The organism is Moorena sp. SIO2C4, assembly GCF_010672485.1.
Classification (GTDB): Bacteria; Cyanobacteriota; Cyanobacteriia; order Cyanobacteriales; family Coleofasciculaceae; genus Moorena; species Moorena producens.
In genome coordinates this window covers 1-21956 of record NZ_JAAHGN010000011.1, presented here as the reverse complement: position 1 = coordinate 21956, position 21956 = coordinate 1, and the positions used below count along the sequence as shown (strand labels likewise).

General features: G+C 42.0%; 23 protein-coding genes, 3 tRNA genes and 4 pseudogenes. 18 read left to right on the top strand and 12 right to left on the bottom strand.

Features of this window, described 5'->3' with window-relative positions:
* Positions 1 to 253: pseudogene (locus tag F6K20_RS01675) on the bottom strand (SGNH/GDSL hydrolase family protein); the annotation flags it as partial.
* 198 nt (positions 254 to 451) lie between these two features.
* Between F6K20_RS01675 and F6K20_RS01670 the strand changes: the two are divergent.
* The 3 genes from F6K20_RS01670 (at position 452) to F6K20_RS01660 (ending at position 1020) form a co-directional block, all read left to right on the top strand.
* Positions 452 to 592, top strand: a complete 141-nt coding sequence (locus tag F6K20_RS01670) for a hypothetical protein (RefSeq protein ID WP_008187806.1) — start codon at positions 452 to 454, stop codon at positions 590 to 592.
* 71 nt (positions 593 to 663) lie between these two features.
* Positions 664 to 748: transfer RNA gene (locus F6K20_RS01665), tRNA-Tyr, on the top strand.
* Positions 749 to 948: 200 nt separating this feature from the next.
* Positions 949 to 1020: transfer RNA gene (locus tag F6K20_RS01660), tRNA-Thr, on the top strand.
* Between the two features lie 94 nt (positions 1021 to 1114).
* On the opposite strand, the gene F6K20_RS01655 is transcribed toward F6K20_RS01660, so the two are convergent.
* Entirely contained in the window at positions 1115 to 1444 is a 330-nt protein-coding gene (locus F6K20_RS01655; RefSeq protein ID WP_008187807.1) for a DUF433 domain-containing protein, read from the bottom strand.
* Positions 1445 to 1559: 115 nt separating this feature from the next.
* Positions 1560 to 1787: pseudogene (locus F6K20_RS01650) on the bottom strand (IS1 family transposase); the annotation flags it as partial.
* A gap of 90 nt (positions 1788 to 1877) precedes the next feature.
* Between F6K20_RS01650 and F6K20_RS01645 the strand changes: the two are divergent.
* Together F6K20_RS01645 and F6K20_RS01640 are read left to right on the top strand one after the other, a co-directional pair.
* A complete protein-coding gene (locus F6K20_RS01645; protein WP_008187810.1) occupies positions 1878 to 2525 on the top strand; it encodes a bifunctional 4-hydroxy-2-oxoglutarate aldolase/2-dehydro-3-deoxy-phosphogluconate aldolase in 648 nt (215 codons plus the stop codon).
* A gap of 97 nt (positions 2526 to 2622) precedes the next feature.
* On the top strand, positions 2623 to 3096 hold the full coding sequence (locus tag F6K20_RS01640; RefSeq protein WP_287265122.1) for a L,D-transpeptidase: 474 nt from the start codon (positions 2623 to 2625) through the stop codon (positions 3094 to 3096).
* Between the two features lie 48 nt (positions 3097 to 3144).
* On the opposite strand, the gene F6K20_RS01635 is transcribed toward F6K20_RS01640, so the two are convergent.
* From F6K20_RS01635 to F6K20_RS01610, 6 genes are all read right to left on the bottom strand, one after another.
* On the bottom strand, positions 3145 to 4329 hold the full coding sequence (locus F6K20_RS01635) for an McrC family protein (protein ID WP_287265121.1): 1185 nt from the start codon (positions 4327 to 4329) through the stop codon (positions 3145 to 3147).
* A gap of 111 nt (positions 4330 to 4440) precedes the next feature.
* Positions 4441 to 6057, bottom strand: coding sequence for an McrB family protein (locus F6K20_RS01630; protein ID WP_071105967.1), 1617 nt, complete (start codon positions 6055 to 6057; stop codon positions 4441 to 4443).
* A gap of 153 nt (positions 6058 to 6210) precedes the next feature.
* Positions 6211 to 6672: an ASCH domain-containing protein gene (locus tag F6K20_RS01625; RefSeq protein ID WP_008187820.1), complete on the bottom strand. Its 462-nt coding sequence runs from the start codon at positions 6670 to 6672 to the stop codon at positions 6211 to 6213.
* 8 nt (positions 6673 to 6680) lie between these two features.
* Positions 6681 to 8822, bottom strand: coding sequence for a GNAT family N-acetyltransferase (locus F6K20_RS01620; RefSeq protein WP_287293453.1), 2142 nt, complete (start codon positions 8820 to 8822; stop codon positions 6681 to 6683).
* Between the two features lie 71 nt (positions 8823 to 8893).
* The gene (locus F6K20_RS40450; RefSeq protein ID WP_502708800.1) at positions 8894 to 9043 is read right to left on the bottom strand and encodes a hypothetical protein; all 150 of its coding nucleotides are present in this window, start codon (positions 9041 to 9043) and stop codon (positions 8894 to 8896) included.
* 619 nt (positions 9044 to 9662) lie between these two features.
* Entirely contained in the window at positions 9663 to 10835 is a 1173-nt protein-coding gene (locus F6K20_RS01610; protein ID WP_008187826.1) for a peptidoglycan recognition protein family protein, read from the bottom strand.
* A gap of 156 nt (positions 10836 to 10991) precedes the next feature.
* On the opposite strand from F6K20_RS01610, the gene F6K20_RS01605 reads away from it, so the two are divergent.
* Together F6K20_RS01605 and F6K20_RS01600 are read left to right on the top strand one after the other, a co-directional pair.
* Positions 10992 to 11141 (top strand): hypothetical protein, encoded by a 150-nt coding sequence (locus tag F6K20_RS01605; RefSeq protein ID WP_287265118.1) that lies wholly within the window; start codon positions 10992 to 10994, stop codon positions 11139 to 11141.
* 225 nt (positions 11142 to 11366) lie between these two features.
* A pseudogene (locus tag F6K20_RS01600) lies at positions 11367 to 11477 on the top strand (DUF427 domain-containing protein); the annotation flags it as partial.
* A 36-nt stretch (positions 11478 to 11513) separates the two neighbouring features.
* On the opposite strand, the gene F6K20_RS01595 reads toward F6K20_RS01600, so the two are convergent.
* The gene (locus tag F6K20_RS01595; protein ID WP_502708033.1) at positions 11514 to 12860 is read right to left on the bottom strand and encodes an IS200/IS605 family accessory protein TnpB-related protein; all 1347 of its coding nucleotides are present in this window, start codon (positions 12858 to 12860) and stop codon (positions 11514 to 11516) included.
* A 285-nt stretch (positions 12861 to 13145) separates the two neighbouring features.
* Between F6K20_RS01595 and F6K20_RS01590 the strand changes: the two are divergent.
* The 8 genes and pseudogenes from F6K20_RS01590 to urtD form a co-directional block, all read left to right on the top strand.
* Positions 13146 to 13325 (top strand): annotated as a pseudogene (locus F6K20_RS01590) (DUF427 domain-containing protein); the annotation flags it as partial.
* A 96-nt stretch (positions 13326 to 13421) separates the two neighbouring features.
* A tRNA-Leu gene (locus tag F6K20_RS01585) sits at positions 13422 to 13503 on the top strand.
* A gap of 880 nt (positions 13504 to 14383) precedes the next feature.
* Complete coding sequence (gene urtA / locus F6K20_RS01580) at positions 14384 to 15667, top strand: urea ABC transporter substrate-binding protein (protein WP_008188596.1); 1284 nt, start codon at positions 14384 to 14386, stop codon at positions 15665 to 15667.
* Between the two features lie 252 nt (positions 15668 to 15919).
* Positions 15920 to 17089 carry an ABC transporter permease subunit gene (locus F6K20_RS01575; protein WP_287247777.1) on the top strand — a complete coding sequence of 390 codons (1170 nt, stop codon included), beginning with the start codon at positions 15920 to 15922 and terminating at the stop codon, positions 17087 to 17089.
* A 14-nt stretch (positions 17090 to 17103) separates the two neighbouring features.
* Positions 17104 to 17280 carry a hypothetical protein gene (locus tag F6K20_RS01570; protein WP_287247775.1) on the top strand — a complete coding sequence of 59 codons (177 nt, stop codon included), beginning with the start codon at positions 17104 to 17106 and terminating at the stop codon, positions 17278 to 17280.
* Positions 17264 to 18430: an urea ABC transporter permease subunit UrtC gene (gene urtC / locus F6K20_RS01565; protein ID WP_287247773.1), complete on the top strand. Its 1167-nt coding sequence runs from the start codon at positions 17264 to 17266 to the stop codon at positions 18428 to 18430. Before F6K20_RS01570 ends, urtC begins: the two co-directional genes overlap by 17 nt.
* On the top strand, positions 18420 to 18551 hold the full coding sequence (locus tag F6K20_RS01560; RefSeq protein WP_267872103.1) for a hypothetical protein: 132 nt from the start codon (positions 18420 to 18422) through the stop codon (positions 18549 to 18551). The genes urtC and F6K20_RS01560 overlap by 11 nt, the downstream gene beginning before the upstream one ends.
* A gap of 182 nt (positions 18552 to 18733) precedes the next feature.
* A complete protein-coding gene (gene urtD / locus F6K20_RS40445; protein ID WP_008188589.1) occupies positions 18734 to 19870 on the top strand; it encodes an urea ABC transporter ATP-binding protein UrtD in 1137 nt (378 codons plus the stop codon).
* A 20-nt stretch (positions 19871 to 19890) separates the two neighbouring features.
* Here urtD and F6K20_RS01550 read toward each other — a convergent pair whose 3' ends face one another.
* The gene (locus tag F6K20_RS01550; protein WP_287262776.1) at positions 19891 to 20091 is read right to left on the bottom strand and encodes a hypothetical protein; all 201 of its coding nucleotides are present in this window, start codon (positions 20089 to 20091) and stop codon (positions 19891 to 19893) included.
* 179 nt (positions 20092 to 20270) lie between these two features.
* Between F6K20_RS01550 and urtE the strand changes: the two genes are divergently transcribed.
* From urtE to F6K20_RS01535, 3 genes are all read left to right on the top strand, one after another.
* Positions 20271 to 20972: an urea ABC transporter ATP-binding subunit UrtE gene (gene urtE, locus F6K20_RS01545; RefSeq protein ID WP_287293451.1), complete on the top strand. Its 702-nt coding sequence runs from the start codon at positions 20271 to 20273 to the stop codon at positions 20970 to 20972.
* Positions 20973 to 21273: 301 nt separating this feature from the next.
* On the top strand, positions 21274 to 21498 hold the full coding sequence (locus F6K20_RS01540; RefSeq protein WP_287247766.1) for a hypothetical protein: 225 nt from the start codon (positions 21274 to 21276) through the stop codon (positions 21496 to 21498).
* Between the two features lie 147 nt (positions 21499 to 21645).
* Positions 21646 to 21834, top strand: coding sequence for a hypothetical protein (locus F6K20_RS01535; RefSeq protein ID WP_287247764.1), 189 nt, complete (start codon positions 21646 to 21648; stop codon positions 21832 to 21834).
* On the opposite strand, the gene F6K20_RS01530 is transcribed toward F6K20_RS01535, so the two are convergent.
* Positions 21820 to 21956 (bottom strand): UPF0175 family protein (locus tag F6K20_RS01530; RefSeq protein ID WP_502708801.1); only part of this gene is annotated, 137 nt, incomplete at its 5' end. The genes F6K20_RS01535 and F6K20_RS01530 overlap by 15 nt on opposite strands.

Below are 21956 nucleotides of genomic sequence, written 5' to 3'. Positions count from 1 at the left end.
CCCCCAGTAGGAACACCCGCAGCATCGATGGCGGTGGGCTAGGAGTAGTGGTGGGACTGCGCATGGAATATTCATTAATGACAATGCGGTTGCCAAACCGTCTGGTGCTTTGGTTAGGGGCTAGCAAGTAGCCAATTTCCTCATCTGCCACATAAATCAGGGGATTACCGAAGCCCAGCAGCCATCGTAAACCCACCTCTAGCGCTACCAAGGAACTGACTAGCACTGCCAAGGTTAATAGCAATACTTTCACAAGAAAATCCTATATATTTTATAAATTTTTCCTATACTTTTCTCTAGGTTTTCAGTACTGAGATCACTTTAAAAGCCGAGTATAACCGCTCAAAGCTGAGTATACCAAGGTTAATCGGTAAATTTCCCCCTGATTTAGCCCTGGCTATAATCGACTTGTTGGTTAGATCCCTGATAACTCAAACAGGAGCGACAAACTATGTCAGACCTCAATCGTGGCATCATGAAGTTTAAAGGAGCTGATAGCCCGAAAGCCGTTGTTATTTCAGCAATTCTGGTTTTGGGCAGTATCAGCGTTCTGATCTGGTGGGCATTGCACAACGCTTACAGCATTGGCTAATTCCGGTCGATTTCCTGAAAAAATTGACAATTCCTAAAAGCTGTGCTAACATTTATAAATGTGAGCTAAAAGGGTCGGTGCCCGAGTGGTTAATGGGGGCGGACTGTAAATCCGTTGGCTATGCCTACGCTGGTTCAAATCCAGCCCGGCCCACCACAATGGTTTGAGATATAACCTAAATATGCTTTTGATAAGTCAGCATAATATTTGCTGATTTTAACCGTTAACTAATTACCATGACTGGTTTGGCCTCGGTAAATCAAAAGCTGATTAATTGATACCTTGGCAGAGTAAATTTGGCCAAAGTACAATAGGCTAAATCAAACCAATAATGTAAATCTAATAATTTCAATCTAGCCCGTGTGGCTCAGTGGTAGAGCACACCCTTGGTAAGGGTGAGGTCACGAGTTCAATCCTCGTCACGGGCTTTTAAGCATAAATTTCCGAATATTTACTAAATTGTACAGTATTGTAGAGTGAGTAATTATTGGTCACAAAGGCAAATACAGCACAATACCCTTTCTAATGATTGTGCTGAGATAGCAAACGGGTACGAATTACGCTGAGATCAGGTTGGATACTAGACAAACGTTGCTGCACTGATTCAGCTAATTGCTCTCTCTGATTTAAGTATGTTTCTACCGCATTTTGGTGTCGAAGGTAGTAGCCAATTGTATTGTAAACATCGGACAAAGATAGAGTCGAGTATCGATGGACAATAGACTCAGGGGATGCACCATCTTGAAACGCTCGAATAACAGTCTCTAGCAAAACCCTTGAATTTCCAACTCGAATCGCTCCGGTTTCATCTTCTCGCAAAGGTGGTGTCTCACGTTCCAAAACGAGGCTCATAGATTAATTTTCCTAAATCCAGTATCAAACCATCGTAACTTACCTCACAGCGCAATTGCTCAGTGAACTTAAAAACACTGTCTCAAAATTGGGCGTTGCTGAATATCGAAATGATTTAACTATAAAGGGGAATTTTATGATAATTTAAATAATAAATAAGAAGCCTAATTGATAAATGCAAGATTTTATTGATGCAATGCGCGAGTGTGGAGAGACCCCCAAGACCTTGCTGCATCGCTTGTTCAGATTTAGAGTAGCACAGAGTGCGTCGATGTAGTCTTGCTAAATAATGTCTCAATCTTGTATTTTCATTTTCTATGAAAGTCATATAAATTTTATTAACCCAAGTTGCTAGTTATGCAGATGCGGTTTGACCGTAGGTCACGCTACGGGAACCCACGAGGGTGTTGAGCTTAACTAATGGTAACTAGAATTGATCATTGATAACTGGTTAAACCTATTACGACAGCAGCGAGTAATTGCTGTGATTCGAGCATCCTCGAAATCCCTAGGCGAGCAGATGGCTAAGACGGTAGCCACTGGGGGTATACGGTTAATTGAAATTACCTGGAATAGCGCTGATGCTCCTGAGCTGATTAGTCAGCTCCATAGAGAATTACCCAACTGTATCATCGGTACTGGCACGATCTTAAACCAATCTCAGTTACATCAGGCAATTGATGTTGGAGCGCAGTTTATCTTTAGTCCCCATGTAGATATACCAGTTATTAAAGCAGCAATAGCTGCTAAGGTGCCAGTGGTTCCCGGAGCACTTTCCCCCACAGAAATTGTGACAGCTTGGGATGCTGGTGCTAGCTGTGTTAAGGTATTTCCGATTCAGGCAGTCGGTGGTGCTAGTTACATCAAAGCCTTACTTGGACCACTCGGTCACATCCCTTTAATTCCTACTGGTGGTGTTACCATAGACAATGCTCAGGAATTGATTAATATCGGAGCGATCGCTGTGGGTCTTTCAGGGAATTTGTTTCCTCAATCCCTGATTGATGAGGGGAATTGGAATGCGATCGCAAAACGAGCAAAACAGCTAAAGCAACGATTAGCCCCTGATTCTCTAAGTTGAGGCTATGATATGGGTGATTTGTTTGATTGACTGCTAAGGTTATATGTTTTTTCACTGGCTAAGTCCCTTAAGAACCTGGTTTGCCAGTTTCCCACTGATGCTAATCGCCTTGGCTGTCTCGACAACACCAGCGTTGACCAATCCTGTAAGTGAGCAAATCGCTACCAGAGTGATGGAACTACAAGATTCAGAAGAACGCTGGATTGAGATAGACTTAACCAATCAAAGGCTGATTGCTTGGGAAGGTAGACAACCGGTTTATGCAATCATTGTCTCCACTGGTAAAGATTCAACACCTACCCATCCTGGTACATTCACTATTCAATCCAAGCGTCGCAAGGACAGAATGCGTGGTGCAGATTACGATCTGGCTAATGTACCTTATTCGATGTATTACCACCGGGGCTATGCTATCCATGGGGCATACTGGCATCGTAAGTTTGGTACTCCAGTAAGTCATGGCTGTGTCAATGTAGCTGTGGATCATGCTGAGTGGTTATTTGATTGGGCATCTGTGGGAACACCAGTCGTGATTCATCAGGGGGTTGAGGAATTGGCCAATGATGAATGATATCAAGTCTGTTTAATCATTAGTCACTCTACCTGTAGGGTTTGTTTCCTATTTCTGGGTAAATCCTGTTAATTTCTTTAGGAATAGTTCACCAGCTTCTTCCAAATTCCCATCAAGAGAAAACGTCAAGCTGCGGACTCGAATATCACTAATTTTAACATCAAGGGGCTGAGTTAAAGGAGCTGGATATACTAAAACTGCCTCTTGACAATCTTGTGTAATAGCATAGATTACTACTTGGTTAAAGTCATCACGAGATGGACTAATAGGGATTTTATACTTAGTATCGAGAATGCAGCATGTTTTCTCATTTGCCACCTCGTAGAGTACTATATCAATGTAAAAATATAATGTCTTGTCGATGTTTACTTTTTCGAGTATCTTAACGCCAAAGCCACTAGGTAAGTGGGATTTTATCCATTCAGCAACAAAGCGTTCATAGAGTTTTGCCATGTTAACTAGAAAGGGCAACATGGTATTACTACCTGTTTTATGACTTGGTCCGCTGTGTTCGAGAAAAAAGCGGCAAAGAGCATGTAACCTTTGGTAATTCTGATTGAGCCGATTATAGTTTCGTCCGATACAATCCCTAGCGCTATAAGGTTGTAGGGTGACAAGGTTTTGTAGGGCATGATAGGCTTGCCGCAACATTGGACTTACTTTAGCGCTATATAAACCAGTGCGACAGATACAGTGGAGTGTCCAAGCGATAATCTGATTATCTTCGATGTCACTAGTGTGTTCGTCGTAATGGCAGTTAAGTTTGATATCCCATGGCTTCTGGATAGTTTGCTGTACATCCAAACGCCCCCGAAGGTATGCTAGTTGACCAGTTGTGGGGATGTAGGTACGGTAGAGTCCTTGGCGAATGCGATCGCGTATGCCATTAATGAGGATACTGACCAGGTAATCGTAAAATTCTTCTAGAGATTTACAATCAATCAACCCCTCTAGAATGTGAAAGCTTCTAAGATTATAGGCATAGTCAAGCATTCCGAAAAGATTGTTTAGAGGGACTTTCGGCTGGAGTTGGATGCTCAGTTCATTGGTTAGGGGAATATAACCTACCCATCCTTGAGAGGTTAGTTGCCAGTAATCCCCGGTTTTGGAGTATTCAAGATTTACTGTTACCTGATTGCTGTATTTTTGCTGCAATTCATGGATTATCGATTCTGGAATCTGGTAGCGTGGAATCTTATCTGGCTGATACTCCGTTAGTTTGATTATTTTCATTTTTTATAGGGCTACGCCCAGGGAACAGGGAATAGGGAATAGGGAGTAGGGAGTAGGGAGTAGGGGTAAGAACATTGAATTTACTTCATAAGTATTTGAAACGCTATATTTTTAATTTTTAATTTTTAATTTAATAGTGTCCCAGCGAAATTGGTCTAGTTTATCCCGTTGATCGAAAAAGTATTCTTCTAGATATGGCTCAATCTCCCTTCGCCAGATATCTTCAATTTCCTCAGCTATTGTTTCTAGTAGAAAGAAGGAGATTCCCAGGGAGTAGTTAGGATCTGCGATCGCATTATTTATTTGTTCGATAACCTTAATCAATCCATTAACTGGAAAATCCGTTGTTTCGTGATATCGTCTCAGGATTTCATAGTTGGGATAGAGCCGAATAAATGCAAAGCGACGGCGAAATGCCTGATCGACTAGAGCAATAGAACGATCCGCCGTATTCATAGTGCCGATGATCCGAACATTTTTCGGGATACTGAATAGTTGATTACTGCCAGCTAAGGGAATTTTTTGCTCCCGGTACTCTAGTAGATACAATAATTCTCCAAACACACTAGCGAGGTTAGCACGATTAATTTCATCGATGATTAGAACACAAATTCCTTGCCGAGACTCAGCTTTATTACAGAATTCTAGAAATCTGCCTGGAACTAAAGGATATCTCAATTCCCCATTTTGACTTTGTGGACGAATACCTTGAATAAAGTCTTCATAGGAATAGGCAGGATGGAATTGGACAAGTTCTGTGAATCCATCACTTCCACTGATTAAATGGTTAGCAATTTTTTGAGCACTATAGGTTTTACCTGTACCTGGTGGGCCGTAAAAAATTCCTTGTCCTTTGCGTTCAATAGCACGTATCCATGCCTCTAACTCTGCTATATCAAAACCAGTATCTTTAGCACATTCGCTTACCGTATAGTCCTCTAGTAACGCCCTCCTTGAAGCATCAGAGGTAAATTCGATAACCTCCTCTTTACCCGAAAAATTATACCCTTTAACCGCAACCAACCAGTAGCAAAACATATCGAATAAATCATTATCCCTGAGCACTGGAACACCCGGTTGATGCATAGTGTGATCTAATGCTTTAATCAGCTTCAATCCTGTAGTATTTGCTGCTGGATAATCTGTCAGTCTCTTTCCGTAGGATGTATTAACAAAATAATTGATAACCTGTCGAGAATTATCATTGATTAACAGAAACCTATCTGGTTGCAGCCCATTGAGGAGATTCGTCAGCATTTCCGTCGGAAAACCTTTGGAGTATTCCCCTGTAGAAAACTGATCACAAGCTGCTGATAACTGATTAGGATGCTTAGTGCAGCAACCAACAAATTCAAGGATGTCGTAACCAATCTGCTCTACTAACCTTTGTATCCATTTATGCTGATATTTCAGTTTTAATGGCAATCGTAATTCTAAATAATTATCACGTTTTCTAGGAATAGTTAGTATCCATGAATCATCACCCTCACCATATTGACTATTCAACGTAATCGCCAATTCTCTATCAGGGAATAGGTGAAACAGTATCGGTTCTGTTATAGCTTCTCCAGAGTCCACTATAGCAGAGATTGCTTCAAAATTCCGACACCAAAGGCGACGCTGATCCTTGTAGGTTGCCATGTGACTTAACCCAACCGGTGTGTAGGGATATGAACTGATAAATTCCTCAAATAGACTGACCAATTCAGCTTTCTTATCCCCTACCATACTATCCACCTAATTTTTTTTATAACATGTTTGATAAATTCTAGACTGTTAGTTAGTTAGTCATTGATTATCATTCATGGGTTATTGCATTGCTATTATCCATTATCGATTCTCCATGACCCATTCCCAAATCTATTCTTAGCAAAGATTTAGCTAATTGATATAATGCTCTGACCTAATTTCCATTTTATCCTCTACAATAGACTTAAGATACTCAAATTCCCTAGTCGTTAAGTAATGATAAGATTGTGGAGGTCTAAAGTTAGCCCATTTTGCTCTCAAATCTTGTAAGGTTACTGGTGGCTCAAAATGTTCTATGAGTTTTAAGCAGATCCCATAACCGACGGCGGCTTCCTCATAATACTCATTAAAATCTTTTTTTTCTATCCCAGCATTGTCTTTTACTTTATACCAAAGGTTATCCGGGCGGTCTTGAATAACGTCTTCCACTTCAAAAAAACCCGATAAAACCTTATCTGGAGCGGAGACATAAACCACAACAATATCCCCTGCTTCTAATCGAGGACGCACCCGACGAAGTTCAATTTTTTTGGTTCCATTGAATAATTGACTAGCATATTTAGGACGAATTGATAATAACAACACATTGGGCATTGTTAACACTACTTATTTTGGGTGCCTTCTCTATATATCATTGTAAATTGTTCCTGATCAATCCGCAACGGTGATTGAACTGTTACACGCTTACCAAGTATTTCTTTAATTTCAGCCAAATTTATAGGATTTTTAAACAGTTCAGTATTACTAAATCGAAGGGCCATCAGCTTTTTATTAGGATCATTTTTGGTAAGCTTCATTAAATCTTCTAATTCATATACACCCAATCTGCGAAACTGTTGATGGAGATTTTTAGGTTTGTTGACGACTACTTCATCAAGTCTAGAGCAAGCTCTTACCTGTCCTGTGCCACAATAGTTTTTATTATAGCTTACATACCAAAGAATTCTACCAACAACCCCTGGTTTTAAGCCACCATTACTTCTATGGCTTCGATAATAGACAAGTTCACGTTTTAGCGCCAGATCAGTTTTCGATCTCAATAGGAGCTGGTTAGCTAAGTCTTCATCGAATAATTCCTTTGCCCATTCTGCTTGAATAGGAATGATTATAGTAGGAAGGTCAGCATCAATAATTTTTGCTGGCCACAGTATGCGTTCAACGTCTATAGTTGTTTTTACCGCTTTGGTTAAATTATCAGTTTTGAGGGTTTCAGCAATTTTTAGACAAAAATTATAATCCGGACTTAGATTAGCTAAATTAGTGAGATAGTCGGATAATTCTGTCGCCGTAACCGCAACCGCAAGATTGGCATTTAAATAACCATCCTTAACTTTAAAAAAAGCATCATCTTGAATAGCGCTAAGAATAGTTTGATTCAAATAAGGTTCAGTAATTCGTGTAAATGGCATATTTTTACTTACTGACAGGGATATAAACCAAAAAATTAAGTAACGCGCTATTGTTTCTTCAAGATGACCTGATCTAACCCGAAAAATTGGCACCTTTAACTCATGAGTTTTATCGGTATGATACGCAATTAAAGCTAGGGGAGTATTGTTTTTGGGAGTATTTTTTGACTGCAGAATAATATAACAATTAAATTTATCGGGATTAGCAATAATATAGCCCAGTCTTCCTTGAAAATCACTAAGTTTTTCTCCCTTAGCAGCAATCAAAAACCTTTGACTCAAGAAAGGTACCTGATCTAATTTATGAACAACTTGTCTAGTGATACCTGTGCCTGCTAAGCGTACAGGCTGATAGTTAATATATTCGTGAAGGTAATCTAGCTTAACAATTAAACTAGTAGGACTAAGGATTGATAAGTTAAATTCTTCATTGATAGCATCTGCGAACGCTAGTATTTGCGAATTACGAGTCAAAAAAAATGGTGCATCTGAAGCTATGGCTATAGCTAACTGACGCTGTTGAGATTCATTGATAGTTACCTGAGTTGATAACAAAACCTTGGTTAGAGACCGACAAGCTGTTTCAAAGTCTTTCTGATTGTAGGGGAGTTGAGTAAAGGTATCGGCTAACTGGCGTTTACTATTCCTTTGTTTAGTATCATCAATAGTATTGATGACCTTAAATATTTCATTAGTTATACATAACTCCAAATCAGGCTGTAACCAATCAGCTAGTAGAGAGTCGGATTCGGCCTTTGACCTAGCTTCATCTCCTTGCAAGTCAAAAAACACGCTGGTATCAATGACTGCACATAATTTAGACTCAAGTTTTTGGGTAGCAACCGTAGAAAATAGGGTAGGATGGTCGTGATCGCGCCACCAAACGGTAAGTAGTTTTCCATCCTTGCTCCTTCCGGGTTTTTCAGCCAAAGGAACAAAGTCTAAGTGAGACCACATTCTCTCTAATCCATAATCACGACGGCATTTGAGTTTAATGCCGTAAAAGTCCTGAGTATTCTGACTTAGATAATTAACTAGCTTTCTAGCAATACCGTTACCACGCCATGATGGCTCGATGCATAGATGAACAAGAACGATGATATTATGTCTACGCACCTTCCGGTATAACAAATAACCGGTACACTTTTTTTCAGGAGTAAGAGCCACAAGTATTTGACGACTGAGTGCGTGTTGATCAAAAGCTCCTTCAGGAAAATGACCAAGAGTGGTTGCGTGTGCTCGTCCCAAAGCCTTGACTGTCCTTAGGTGCAGGGATTTTTCATCAATTGTTTCAATTTGAAGCTGTATCTCTTGTGTCACTTTACCAATTACCAATTACCAATGGCCAATTACCAATTACTATGCATGCAATCGACCCTATTGTACGTGATTAAGCATACCTAATCTTACTGGTTAGAAGGAAACCACTTTTGCTCTAGGTTGGTGAGTTCTCCGTCTTCCTGTAATTGCAAAATAATTCGGTTGATTGGCTCACGATAATGACTACCTTGAGGCAAAACTATGCCGTAGTCTTGTTCAGCAAACAACTCACCCACAATCTGGTATTCTCGGTTTTGTGACGTTTGGTAAAGTAACCTTGGTGAATCATAAACTCAAGCCTGCACTTGCCCCGCTTTGAGAGCTTTGTATGCATCTTCCACCTGGTCAAATTCAATTAGCTTGACTGGCTGTTGATTCATATATCTGGCAGAGGTCGTGTCTGCGACAGTACCAACCTGTTTTCCGAATAGATCGATAAGATCAGAAATATTCGATTCAAGTAGTTATATACAATTAAACTTGACTGTTAAGATCAGGTATAGCGCTACGCGCAAGGCAAGAGACAAGAGGCAAGAGGAAAAAGTTGACTACAACAGCTTTTGCTGCTTGTATCAATATTCTAACTTTAATGCGTAGTGCTATATTAGACAAGGGTAAACGGTTCACATAAAGAGTTTTATCAACGTTAATAAACGTAACCAGTAACATAGTTACGTTTAATTATGTCTATAGGCATAAAAAAAATAGCTTAAATTTAACTGGTTTTATCCCTAGATAAAGGAGGCTAACAAAATACTTTGTTAGCCTCCTTTCTAAAAAAAATAACTTGTATAGATTAATGATTAATGGGTCATCGTAAACTAGCAATTACCAATTCAAAATTACCGATTCCCATTAGTCAAGATTCAAAGTAGACCAAGTTATAGAACCCACAATCCCATCAGCATATAATCCTTTCGCTTTCTGATAAGCAATCACCGCAGCTTTTGTCCGAGAGCCAAAATCCCCATCCGTTGCACCAGCATAAAATCCTTGGGTTTGGAGCCGCTGCTGTAGTTCCTCTACTTCTGAGCCAACTGCTCCTTCAATTAAAGGAAGATAGCCAGATGAGGGTTTATCACTACGCCATCTTTCTGAAAACTCTTCCAAGACTTCTTTTGGTAGTTGTTTTTGTAGCCACTCAATCGCTTGTTTTTGGTGAGGTAAGCCACGATAATACTTGTAGGTGTTCACGATAACCACAGGCTGGCGCTTCTTGTTACCTGGTTCAGAAGGAGATTTCTCTGATGGTTTAGAAGAACTTTTCAGTGCGTCCCAGGTCTTTGATCCCACTAATCCATTGGGATTGAGTCCCTCAAACTTCTGAAAGGAAATCACTGCTTTGGTGGTAGCAGGACCAAAAATGCCATCAACTGGACCGGGACTAAACCCTTGAGTTTGGAGGGATTGCTGTAGCTCTTTGACTTTCAGACCAGTGTCTCCTTCTCTGAGATAGTCTTCAACTGAGGAGCCAAGGCGCTGACGAACTTCTCGGCGCAACCGAGGCAATTGACTGTATAACCAATCCCCAGGACATTGGGTTGGTGAAAAGTCTCGATGTCCTTTAATATTATCTGGGCTAATCTTGGTAGTTTTGCAAATCGAAACACATAAATCTACCAAACTTTTCCATTGTTTGGCATTCATCCGGTAGCTGATAAAGGTGCCTTCATTTTCAATTCCCGGTGACTGGTTACCTAGGGTACTACCAGCATGAGCAGAGCTGACAGAACGTCCTTTTTTAATCGCTGATAAGGAACCCTGTCTACCTTCGAGTAAATATCCACCCGTGGTATTCAAAAAGTTGTGACCTGAGTCATCCCAGCCAAAGCCGTCCATGTGGGATTTTTGAATACTCCTAGCCAAACTTCTGGAGCCCCATAAGGTTCCTTTGGATAGATCATTCGGGGCATTGGGAGTAGCAGTATGGTGAATAATAATATATCGTGGTCTAGTAGTATCTGGCCATTTTTTTGGGGGTTTAGCTCCCCATTCTTTTGCTGAAATGACACTAGCAGTGAAAGACATATTGACTTGCGGTCTCCAGTTATAATAGTTTACTAGTGGGCTCCTCGGAATAGGATGCGAGCAATTAACCAAACTATGGATTTGGCTGAGGTGGATTGGCAACTATTCCTGACTGGATTCTAGCCTTCAATTGCGATTATCATCTATGGCAGGTCAGTGTTCAGCGATCAGCGATCAGCGATCAGCGATCAGCGATCAGCGATCAGCGATCAGCTGATGCGCACCCTACTTGAGGTGCTTTTGAATAAAAGAGGTAAGCTTTGGGCTTTGACGACGCTACTTAAGGTGCGAACAGCTTTTGAATAAAATAAGCTGACGGCTGACAGCACCTCAAGTAGCGTGAGCCTTGACCTATGGCCACGCTACGCGAATGGCTCACGGCTGAATGCTTACTATAGCAGTTCTCAATGCTTTTGAAGGTCACAGTTTAGGGTCAACGGTCAAGAAACACCATTTGCACTTCAATGCTGTTGACCTAGTCAACTTAGAAATAGTATTCAATTAAGTAGGTCAACCACAAGTAAGTAAACCATGCCAAAAGCAATCTGGAACGGAGCGTTACTAGCCGAGAGCGACGAATGTGTGGTGGTGGAAGGCAATCAATACTTTCCCCGCGACTCCATCAACAAGCAGTATATGAAGCTCACCCCACCTGGTTATCACCGAGGTGGGGGTGTCCTATGCTAATTTGGAACTACCACTAGTCCACAAGTCACATAGGCAAGCCCAGCTTCTAGGCGGTCGTCCAGGTTTTTTACTGGAGCGACCCTCACTGTCATTTCTGCGAGTGAGTTTAAGCACGCCTCTGGCCCCGATATTGTAAGCCCCATTTAAGTCTGCATTAAACTGCTTACCTGAAGGGAATGTGGCCAGAGAGTAGTTTTTTTTATTTCGTTTTACCGTACCAGAGCCATCAAAAGCTAATTTTGAAGTATAGGCCGCAACAACATCTATTACTTTTCCGCCTAACTCAGCCCATTTTGTCTCCGTAAAATCGCGGATTTTTGCTTTAAGCCATCCGTGGAATCGTTGCTTTAGATTAGATCGCTTTCGTCCACCTTTTGGTTTCCAGCCTTTAAGATTCTCAAAGACAATTGCTTCAGAATTAAATTTCTCCGCAATCCCTACAATGCGCTTAGAAACAATATGGCTAATTTGATTGTTGATTCTTTTGCACTTTTGATAAGTGTTAGAGCAAAACCCTTTGTGTAGTTTCCCTCCTCTACCCATCGTTTTTGAGGCTCTTTTGGATACGGACTTTAGTCGCTTGTCTCTGCGGTCTATGTCTCTTCCAAGGTGAATGAAATCACGATGAATTACAGTGCCGTCATGAGTTACGACTGCTACGGTAGCCGTAGTGTTTAGACCCAAGTCTACCGCCGTTACATTAGTTTCTGGGTTTCGTTTTTCTGGCTTACAGGCAAAAGGAACAGAGAGATGACAGTACCTATCCTTGATGATCAACGAAGGTGACATCATTTTATTTGTAGCTACCTGATGCCTTTCTCTCAATCCGGTGATCTGAACTATAGTCCAGACCCAGTTTTTGCCATCAAAAACTTTGAGTTCTACTTGGTCGAAACCATGTAATTTATAGCATTGTCCTTTATACAAGGCAGGATAGCACCCAGTGTCAGCATTTAGCTTTGGTGGGTTACTGTCCTTCCTTTTTCGATTCCCAGATTGCCATTCTCCATATCTGGTGACGAAACTACTAACCTGTCCAGCCGCAAAGGCTATAGCGGCTCTACGGTAATAACTAGGAAACTTGTAAAAAGTTTTATTGAATTGGGGATACTTTATGTTGGGTCGTTTAGCAGTTTCGTGCATTAACCGTTCGACAGCTGGAGTTAAGTGATCTGCTGTTAGATTCCCCAATTCGCCCCAATGAGTGTAAATTATTCCAACCAAGTACCGGCAAGCACGACGATAGACTCTTACCGTTTCACTTAGCAGTACGCGCTGCTCAGTCGTCGGGTTAAGAGTCCATTTATCTGTGCGAATTACCTTGGTTGTCGTTTTAATCAGTTCCTTTGCTACTATATCCTTAGTATATACGTGTATTCTAGGAATGTCAAATACAGACAAGGAAAATAAGAAAAGGATCAGAGGTGTTCCCGTCCATTACGACGAGCTAAAAAAACCACATACTATCATGCTTACCGATACTGTGTGGAAATGGTTGCAAGTGTCTGCAAAGGAATCAGGTACTAGTGTTGGAGAGTTTATAGAGCGTTGGGGAAGAAGTCAAATATCCTAGCGCTCCTTAACCCCCACCTGAACTAGGTGGGGGAATGCGTCGCGAAATTGTTCAAGGAAAGTAGTACCCACACAACCTGTTCTTGGAAAGGTCAAGCTAACTATTATACCATAGTTGTGAATGGTAAAGAAAATAAGGATGCAGCCTGGTATTACCCCAGTACCAAGGAGAAGGCGAAACCAATTGAAGGGTATGTTGCCTTCCGGGGCGGGGTGAAAGTTGAGGTGTAGATGATAAAGGGGGTTTTTAACCGGGATTTGGGAAAATTTTCCCCAGCAGTTGCAATAAAAGCTATAATTTATGCTATGATATAAATCGCAAGGTAAGCGGACGTGGCGGAATTGGTAGACGCGCTAGATTTAGGTTCTAGTGTCGCAAGACGTGAAGGTTCAAGTCCTTTCGTCCGCAANGCGGGCTCTAAAGGTACAGAGTGAGTAGAAATAAATGAGCCATTGCGACTTCGCCATCACGGAAAGCGCACCTAAGTAGGGATAGGAACGTAGGTCTAAAATCGCGATTTGTAAATTCTTCAGCAGATGTTCTTGTTTTTGGGCACGAGTGAGTTCAGCTAGTGCTGACTTTTGGTAATGCTGGCCAATCCCTAATCCAGTCGTTGTTCCCAAAATGGCCAAACCAATGGAGAGTGCATAGCCAACAAAAACTTTCTGCCGAATGCTCGCACTGGCTAGGAATTGATTGATCCAGTTGATTCTGGATGCCCCTGAGTTCGGGTGACATCCAGTGTGACATCCTTGGAAATCCTCCCCTGACAAAGCTTAAATCTCGCCAAATGTTAGCGCATGAGTCGTTAGTGTTTATTAATACATCAACCTTATGGTCAATCTGTACACTGAGTTACAAGACAATAGGTTACAAGACAACCGTAAGTTTAGAAGTTGAGCAATAAAGCTTGAATAGATGATGCCTAATGGCGGCAATATTATATTTTTAGGCAAAAATAGGCTTTTTTCGAGGTTATTGAACCATAGTAACCGGTCCTGGCTTCGCCTGCTCTCTCTTGCTTTTGTAAAGGAGGTTTTGCTTATCCAGGCTGTAAAGAGTTCATTAACAGAATGTGAATAGATAGTGCTCAGCATGGGTAGATCTGATTCAAAAAAATGTTAAAAAATGTTAAAAAATGTCAATTTTTCATGAACTGATCGAAAGTTTAGCTTTTTTGTATCCTAATTAACAGTTTACTTGCAATCCTAGGTCTAATATCACACCCTAGCTTCGCAATTTTTTCAATGAGGCTACGCCTAAATTTGGTAGAGGATTGTACGAAAGTATGGTAAGTGGATTAGGACGACGTAAATTTCTGCTTTATAGCTCAGCGGCATTGGGAACTAGTCTTCTGTTGAAGGCTTGCTCCACAGCCACCGAGAGTTCAGATGCTAGTGGTGAAGACACGATCAAAGTGGGTATTCTCCACTCCCTGACCGGTACTATGGCAATTAGTGAGACCACTGTGGTGGAAGCTGAAAAGCTTGCCATCAAGGAGATTAATGAAGCCGGGGGGGTATTAGGCAAGAAAATTGTGCCTATTGTTGAGGATGGTGCGTCTGACTGGCCAACCTTTGCTGAGAAAGCTGCCAAACTGATTGATAAGGATCAAGTTGTTACTATTTTTGGTTGCTGGACATCGGCTAGCCGTAAGGCTGTGCTACCAGTGTTTGAATCCAAAGACCATATGCTTTGGTATCCTGTGCAGTACGAAGGGCAGGAGTGTTCCAAGAATATTTTCTACACAGGTGCTGCACCAAATCAGCAGATTGAGCCAGCGGTAGATTGGTTGCTGAAAAACAAGGGCAAAAAGTTTTTCTTAGTGGGCTCGGACTATGTTTTCCCTCGTACCGCTAACACGATTATTAAGGAGCAACTCAAAGCCCTGGGTGGAGAGACCGTGGGCGAGGATTACCTTCCCCTTGGTAATACAGAAGTTACCCCGATCATTTCTAAGATTAAAGCTGCACTACCAAATGGTGGCGTAATCTTCAACAGTCTCAACGGGGATAGTAACGTCGCCTTCTTCAAACAACTCAAAGGTGCTGGACTCACTCCAGACAAATATCCCACGATGTCGGTGAGTATTGCAGAAGAGGAAGTCCGGCAGATTGGTCCAGAATTTCTAATTGGTCACTACGCCGCCTGGAACTACTTCCAATCTGTTGATAGCCTCGACAATAAGCAGTTTGTGGAAGCCTTCAAAGCCGAGTATGGCGAAGACCGGGTAACCAACGACCCCATGGAAGCGGCTTACATTATGGTTTACCTATGGAAGCAGGCGGTAGAGCAAGCTGGAACTACTGACCTAGAGCCTGTGCGCAAAGCTGCTATCGGTCAAAAATTTGGCGCACCAGAAGGAGCAGTAGAGATGTATCCAAATCATCACATTTCTAAGACAGTGCGCATTGGTGAAATCCAAGCCGATGGTCAGTTCAAAATTGTCTCATCCACACCTAAACCCGTTCCTCCCATCCCCTGGAATCAATATGTAGCAGAAACGAAAGGGTATGGGTGTGACTGGAGCGATCCCAATAAGGGAGGGAAGTACAAAAAGGAGAAAGCATAAGTGATCAAGGATGAATTATGACCTATGAAGTAAACTACAGGCGCGACCCAAGGCCGGGTTCCCCGGCCATTGGAAAGCGCGCCTTAAGGCATTTAAAATTGAGTTTTGTTAGTTGAGTATTGAGTGCTTACTATAAACTTCAAAAACATAAAAATCAAGTAGTTTTCACCATTCATAATTCATCCTTCATAATTCATCCTTCATAATTCATCCTTCATAATTCATCCTTCATAATTCATATTTAATTCAATTGTGCTGCCACTTTTAGAAGGAATTTTTAACGGGATTAGTATTGGCTCCGTGCTACTGATCGCTGCCCTAGGACTAGCTGTTGTCTTTGGACTGATGGGCGTGATTAATCTTGCTCATGGCGAGTTAATGATGTTGGGCGCTTATACAACGTATGTTGTCCAAAATACCTTTAAAGCCTTTTTTGGCGATTCGTTGTTTAATGTCTACATCTTATTTGCCCTGCCCATGGCTTTTCTGGTGGCAGCGTTGGTAGGACTGGTATTGGAGAGGGGGGTCATTCGTTATCTATATGGGCGACCCTTGGAAACCCTTCTCGCTACTTGGGGGGTAAGTTTGATATTGCGGCAGTTTGTCCGCAGTGTAAATTGGGTATTGGTGATTGGAATTGCGGTATTTTGCCTGCTGTTTTTTGGGTCAAGGTGGGTTCTCAGCCGTCGTTTAGATTGGCAGAGAATTCGCAATTGGACGATGGCTTTGATGGTATTCTTATCTCTAGGAATTGCGATCGTAACTGGGGTGTTGTTAGGACAAACGGGTCAACGGGGAATTACTCGACCTTGGTTTAGTGCCAGAAATGTAGACGTGACTGCACCGGCATGGCTTCAAGGGGGATTTCCGATTGGTAACTTCCAATTGCCCTATGCCCGGATCTTTATCATTATTTTGACGATTATTTGTCTATTGGGTACCTACTGGTTCTTAAATCGCTCCAGTTGGGGATTACGAATTAGAGCTGTTACCCAAAATCGCAGTATGAGTGCTTGCTTAGGTATCCCTACACAAAAGGTAGATGCGTTAACATTTGCCCTAGGTTCTGGTTTAGCTGGTGTAGCAGGTTGTGCGATTACATTACTAGGTTCTGTCGGTCCCAATACTGGTCAAAATTATATCGTCGATACCTTTATGGTGGTGGTGGTTGGCGGTGTCGGAAACTTATTCGGAAGCATAATAGCCGCCCTAGCAATTGGTACACTTACCTATATTATTGGTTCGGGAAGCATAGCCTTTATGTTGATGCCAGTAGAGTTTCTTAAACCGGTAACGGACTTCTTTACCTTCTTTGCGACCACCAGTATGGCAAAAGTTATGGTCTTCGCTTTAATTATTACTTTTTTACAAGTGAGACCTTCAGGAATATTCCCACAAAAAGGACGCACGGCGGAATTATAGCGTTTTCAACATTTATGAGGTACAGTCAATTTTATTCCCCCGATTCCCTATTCCCGATTCCCTACTCCCGATTCCCTACTCCCGATTCCCTACTCCCGATTCCCTGTTCCCTACTCCCTTTGCTAAAGTACCTCACCAAATTGATAAATGCTATAGTTGCTATTTTCAGAAATTATGACCTATGTATCTAGAACACAAGCCATTAAAAAGCAGCGGCGACGAAAGTTAATTATAGAAATAGTAGCAATCGTAGGAATTGCTCTAGTTTTCGGGTTATTAATGCCAGTGATTTTGCCGGATTTTCGCCTCAAGCTGTTGGGGCGTTTTTTGTCATTATCTATTGTCGCGATTGGGATTGACCTGATTTGGGGGTATACCGGACTGCTGAGTCTAGGACATGGTATATTTTTTGCGTTGGGGGGCTATGCCTTTGCTATGCACCTCAAACTGCAATTACCAGAAGGAGAAATACCGGAATTCTTTACCCTCTATGGTGTAAAGGAACTGCCATTCTTCTGGCAACCATTTTATTCCTTTCCTTTTACCCTAATTGCTATTGTTTTAATTCCCAGTATCGTGGCTGGATTGCTGGGTTATCTGGTATTTCGTAACCGGATTAAAGGGGTTTATTTCTCGATTTTAACCCAAGCCGCACTGCTGGTTTTATTCAATTTTTTCAATGGACAGCAAAAGCTAATTAATGGTACTAATGGGTTAAAAACTGATACAGAAACCCTGTTTGGGATGTTAGTAAGTTCCAAACAAGCTCAGTTAGCTTTCTACGAAATTAGTATCCTGTGTGTGGTTCTGATCTACTTATTGTGCCGTTGGTTAACCAGTGGACGTTTTGGTCGGTTGTTAATTGCCATACGGGATGATGAGAATCGGGTGCGTTTCTCTGGCTACGATCCTACCGGATTCAAAGTCCTGGTATTTGCGGTTTCTGGGGGAATCGCTGGAGTGGCTGGAGCCCTTTATACGGTACAATCAGGGATTGTTACCCCCAGCTATATGGAAGTAGCGTTTTCCATTGAGATGGTGATTTGGGTGGCTGTGGGAGGACGAGGAACTCTAGTCGGAGCAATTCTGGGTACTTTATTAGTCCGACTAGGTCAAACCTTGTTGAGTGAGCAATTTCCCGAAGTTTGGCTATTTTTCCAGGGCGCGCTGTTCCTAATTGTAGTGACAGTACTGCCTAATGGTATTGTCGGCTGGTTGCGAGACGAGGGAATTGAACAAATGCGATCGCTTTTTGGTACCGAAAAACCAGTGATAACAACTTATCCCAGCCTAGAAAAAGACCCACTAGTCCAACGGGAAAAAGAAGAGATTGGTCATTAAGCTGGTCTTGATTTCCATTGCATGGTTATTACAGCAAGGGAGTAGGGAGCAGGGAGCATTCAGCCGTCAGCTGTCAGCTGTCAGCCGTGAGCTAAAAGCTCACGCTACGCGAACAGCTTAAAATAAACCCAGCGTAGCGTGCGCCGATACGCAAACGAGAGAATTTTATACGAGATTCATGAGATATTGAAAGTCTGGGGAAAAGCCCATCTAAGCATATGCTGATAGCTGATAGCTGATAGCTGATAGCTGATAGCTGATAGCTTACAACTTCTAAAGTCATTAACCATTAGCAAACTACAAATGAACTCAAAAATTCTTGAAATTGATAACCTAACGGTAAGTTTTGATGGCTTCAAAGCAATTAACCAGTTTAACTTTAGTATGGATGCTGGGGAATTGCGAGTGATGATTGGTCCTAATGGTGCTGGGAAAACTACGTTTCTGGATGTAGTGACTGGGAAAGTACAGCCAACGGAGGGACGGGTGTTGTTTAAGGGAGAGGATTTGCGAGGCTTATCTGAACACCAAATCTCTCGCTTCGGCATTGGTCGAAAATTTCAGACACCACGAGTCTACCTAAATCTAACGGTTCGAGAAAACTTAGATTTAGCCTGCAATCGTGATAAGAATGTGTTTTCCACCCTGTTTGGACGTACATTACCCGGGGAAAAACGGACAGTAGCAGGTTTGCTGCACACCATTGGTTTAGTGGAAAAAGCGAATTTACTGGCGGAGTTACTCTCCCATGGAGAAAAACAGCGGTTAGAAATTGGGATGTTAGTGGCTCAGTCTCCGGATTTATTACTAGTAGATGAACCGGTGGCTGGTTTAACGGATGAAGAGACAGAAAATGTCGGAGATTTGCTGTTAGCTCTAGCCAAGAGTCATTCCATTATTGTGATTGAACACGATATGGAATTTGTGCGCCAGATTGCTAGTCAAGTAACCGTATTACATCAGGGGTCAGTGTTGTGTGAAGGCACAATGGATCAAGTCCAAAATGACCCCCGCGTGATTGAAGTGTATTTAGGACAAAAGCCATCGATTACAGCGGAGCAAATGAAAATGCTACGGATTGTGTCTGCTATGGCTTGGTCTGATGGTAATCTGGCACCAGAAGAAATTGATGTGATGATATCTCGCTTTAGCGAAGTGTTTGCTACAGATGCAGAACAAAAGCAACAATTGCAACAAGAGTTACAGAATTATTTAGCACTTAATGTTTCCATCGAAGAGTTGACTACTGAAATAGAAACTATTGAAGAACGAAAACTAATCGTGAAGCTGGCTTATGAAGTGATTAAATCAAGTTCCCGTACACCTAGCGAACCAAAGATTAACGATGCTGAAGCAGCGGCTTACCAAAACTTGGTGAAGCTGTTGGATCTGCCAGCAGAAGTGGTAAAAAGCTTGGAAGCAGAAGTAGGAGAAGAGTAAAGGGTAAAGTGTTATAGCATTTAAGGCAATAGGTAATAGGCAAGAGGCAATAGGCAAGAGGAACCCACCCCTAACCCCTCCCAGGAGGGGAAGGCAAGAGGCAATAGGCAAGAGGCAATAGGCAATAGGCAAGAGGAACCCACCCCTAACCCCTCCCAGGAGGGGAAGGCAAGAGGCAAGAAGCAAGAGGCAAGAGGCAATAGGCAATAGGCAATAGGCAATAGGCAAGAGTTAATCTACTATATCGGGATTTTTGCGATTCCCGATTCCCGATTCCCGATTCCCGATTTCCGATTCTAAATTCTAAATTCTAAATTCTAAATTCTAAATTCTAAATTCTAAATTCTAAATTCTAAATTCTAAATTCTAAATTCTAACTTCTAACTTCTAAAAAACTCTTATGCTGCAAATTTCCAATTTAAATGTCTACTACGGTGAAAGCCACATTCTCAGAAATGTAGATTTGAATGTACCAGCAGGACAAATGGTTTGCCTGATTGGACGGAATGGTGTGGGCAAAACTACTCTACTCAAAACGATTATGGGATTACTGAAACCCCGCACTGGCACCATTACCTTTGCTGGTCAACCGCTGACTAAACTATCGACGGATAGACGAGCCAGATTAGGGATTGGCTATGTGCCCCAAGGGCGGGAGATTATCCCTAGGGTAACGGTGAAAGAGAATTTGTTGCTGGGTTTAGAAGCACGTCGAGGGGGTAGAAAGGCTGAAGACGATATCCTAGACACTATCTTTGAGCTGTTTCCGGTCTTAAAATCAATGTTGTCCCGGATGGGTGGTGACTTGAGTGGTGGACAACAGCAACAATTAGCGATCGCACGGGCATTAATGGGACGTCCTCAGTTATTAGTGTTAGACGAGCCCACGGAAGGGATTCAACCGTCGATTATTTTAGAAATTGAAGCAGCTGTGCGGCGGATTATTAAAACCACTGGGATTTCCGTGCTCTTAGTGGAGCAGCATCTACATTTTGTCCGACAAGCTGACCGCTACTATGCCATGCAGAAGGGTGGAATTGTGGCATCAGGGGCGACTAGTGAACTGAGCCAGGATGTGATTCAGCAATTCTTAGCGGTTTGAATCGGCGTAAGCATTCAGCTATCAGCTATCAGCATTCAGCTTAAAATAAAATTGAAAGTCTGGGGAAAACCCTTGGCCTTGGCCAAAGGCCACGCTACTTGAGATGCTTTGTGGCACAGGCTTAATGGATGTAACGTAACTCAGATTAAACTTTTGCTTACCTGTTCCCTTGCTGCATCGCTTATTCAAAAGCTGTTCGCAAAGTACCTCAATTAGCGCATAAGCTGATAGCTGATAGCTGATAGCTTAATGCTTACTTATATGGAATATACTACAATACTACTGTATTGGATTATAACTTATGTCTAACAATCCTTATTACAATCTTAGTGTTGATGACCAAACGATCATCATCAAGATTGATAAGACAGCAATTGATTATCAGCAACTGACCCAACTCCTCAACTATCTTGAACTCAAGTCAATCAGCCAGCGCAGTCAACTTACAGAAGAGGTGGCGGCTGAATTAGCTAATGAGATTGACTCTACGGTTTGGTCTAAGGTGAAATCTAAACTTGATAAGTAGTAAATTGTGATTGGACAAAACCAACCAGTTATAGTTGATACCAACATTTTGTTCTCAGCATTACTCAGAGACAAATCTCGTTTTAGTGAGTTACTACTCGACTCAAATTATGGCGTTGCTTAATAATGGAATGATTTTAAGAGTCAGGTGGAATGGGCATCAGACGTGGAACTGGCATCTTGTGTAGAACTGGCATCTTGCCAGTTTCCTCCTTATTTTCGGGCGGGCAGGATGCCCACTCTACTCCTATTCATTCAAAGACTGACGCAACGCCCAAATTATAACTTTTTTATCTGTGAGCAGGTGTTGATAGCAGGAAGTTCAGCCACGGTTTAACTCACGCTCTAGATCGTCAAAGTCAACAGCAAAGACATCAATTTGTTCCCGGGCTAGGGCGGCAAGAAAGTCCCTACGGTTTAACCCAGCGACGGAGGCTGCTTTTTCCATCGAGATTTCCA

Bases quoted from the DNA above. Each gene is read 5' to 3' on its own strand.
- F6K20_RS01540 (WP_287247766.1), top strand. From the start codon at position 21,274: ATGTCTAACAATCCTTATTACAATCTTAGTGTTGATGACCAAACGATC.
- urtC (WP_287247773.1), top strand. From the start codon at position 17,264: ATGACCTATGTATCTAGAACACAAGCCATTAAAAAGCAGCGGCGACGA.
- F6K20_RS01625 (WP_008187820.1), bottom strand. From the start codon at position 6,672: ATGCCCAATGTGTTGTTATTATCAATTCGTCCTAAATATGCTAGTCAA.
- urtD (WP_008188589.1), top strand. From the start codon at position 18,734: ATGAACTCAAAAATTCTTGAAATTGATAACCTAACGGTAAGTTTTGAT.
- F6K20_RS01655 (WP_008187807.1), bottom strand. From the start codon at position 1,444: ATGAGCCTCGTTTTGGAACGTGAGACACCACCTTTGCGAGAAGATGAA.
- F6K20_RS01670 (WP_008187806.1), top strand. From the start codon at position 452: ATGTCAGACCTCAATCGTGGCATCATGAAGTTTAAAGGAGCTGATAGC.
- F6K20_RS01610 (WP_008187826.1), bottom strand. From the start codon at position 10,835: ATGTCTTTCACTGCTAGTGTCATTTCAGCAAAAGAATGGGGAGCTAAA.
- F6K20_RS01640 (WP_287265122.1), top strand. From the start codon at position 2,623: ATGCTAATCGCCTTGGCTGTCTCGACAACACCAGCGTTGACCAATCCT.
- F6K20_RS01630 (WP_071105967.1), bottom strand. From the start codon at position 6,057: ATGGTAGGGGATAAGAAAGCTGAATTGGTCAGTCTATTTGAGGAATTT.
- F6K20_RS01635 (WP_287265121.1), bottom strand. From the start codon at position 4,329: ATGAAAATAATCAAACTAACGGAGTATCAGCCAGATAAGATTCCACGC.
- F6K20_RS01570 (WP_287247775.1), top strand. From the start codon at position 17,104: ATGAGGTACAGTCAATTTTATTCCCCCGATTCCCTATTCCCGATTCCC.
- urtE (WP_287293451.1), top strand. From the start codon at position 20,271: ATGCTGCAAATTTCCAATTTAAATGTCTACTACGGTGAAAGCCACATT.
- urtA (WP_008188596.1), top strand. From the start codon at position 14,384: ATGGTAAGTGGATTAGGACGACGTAAATTTCTGCTTTATAGCTCAGCG.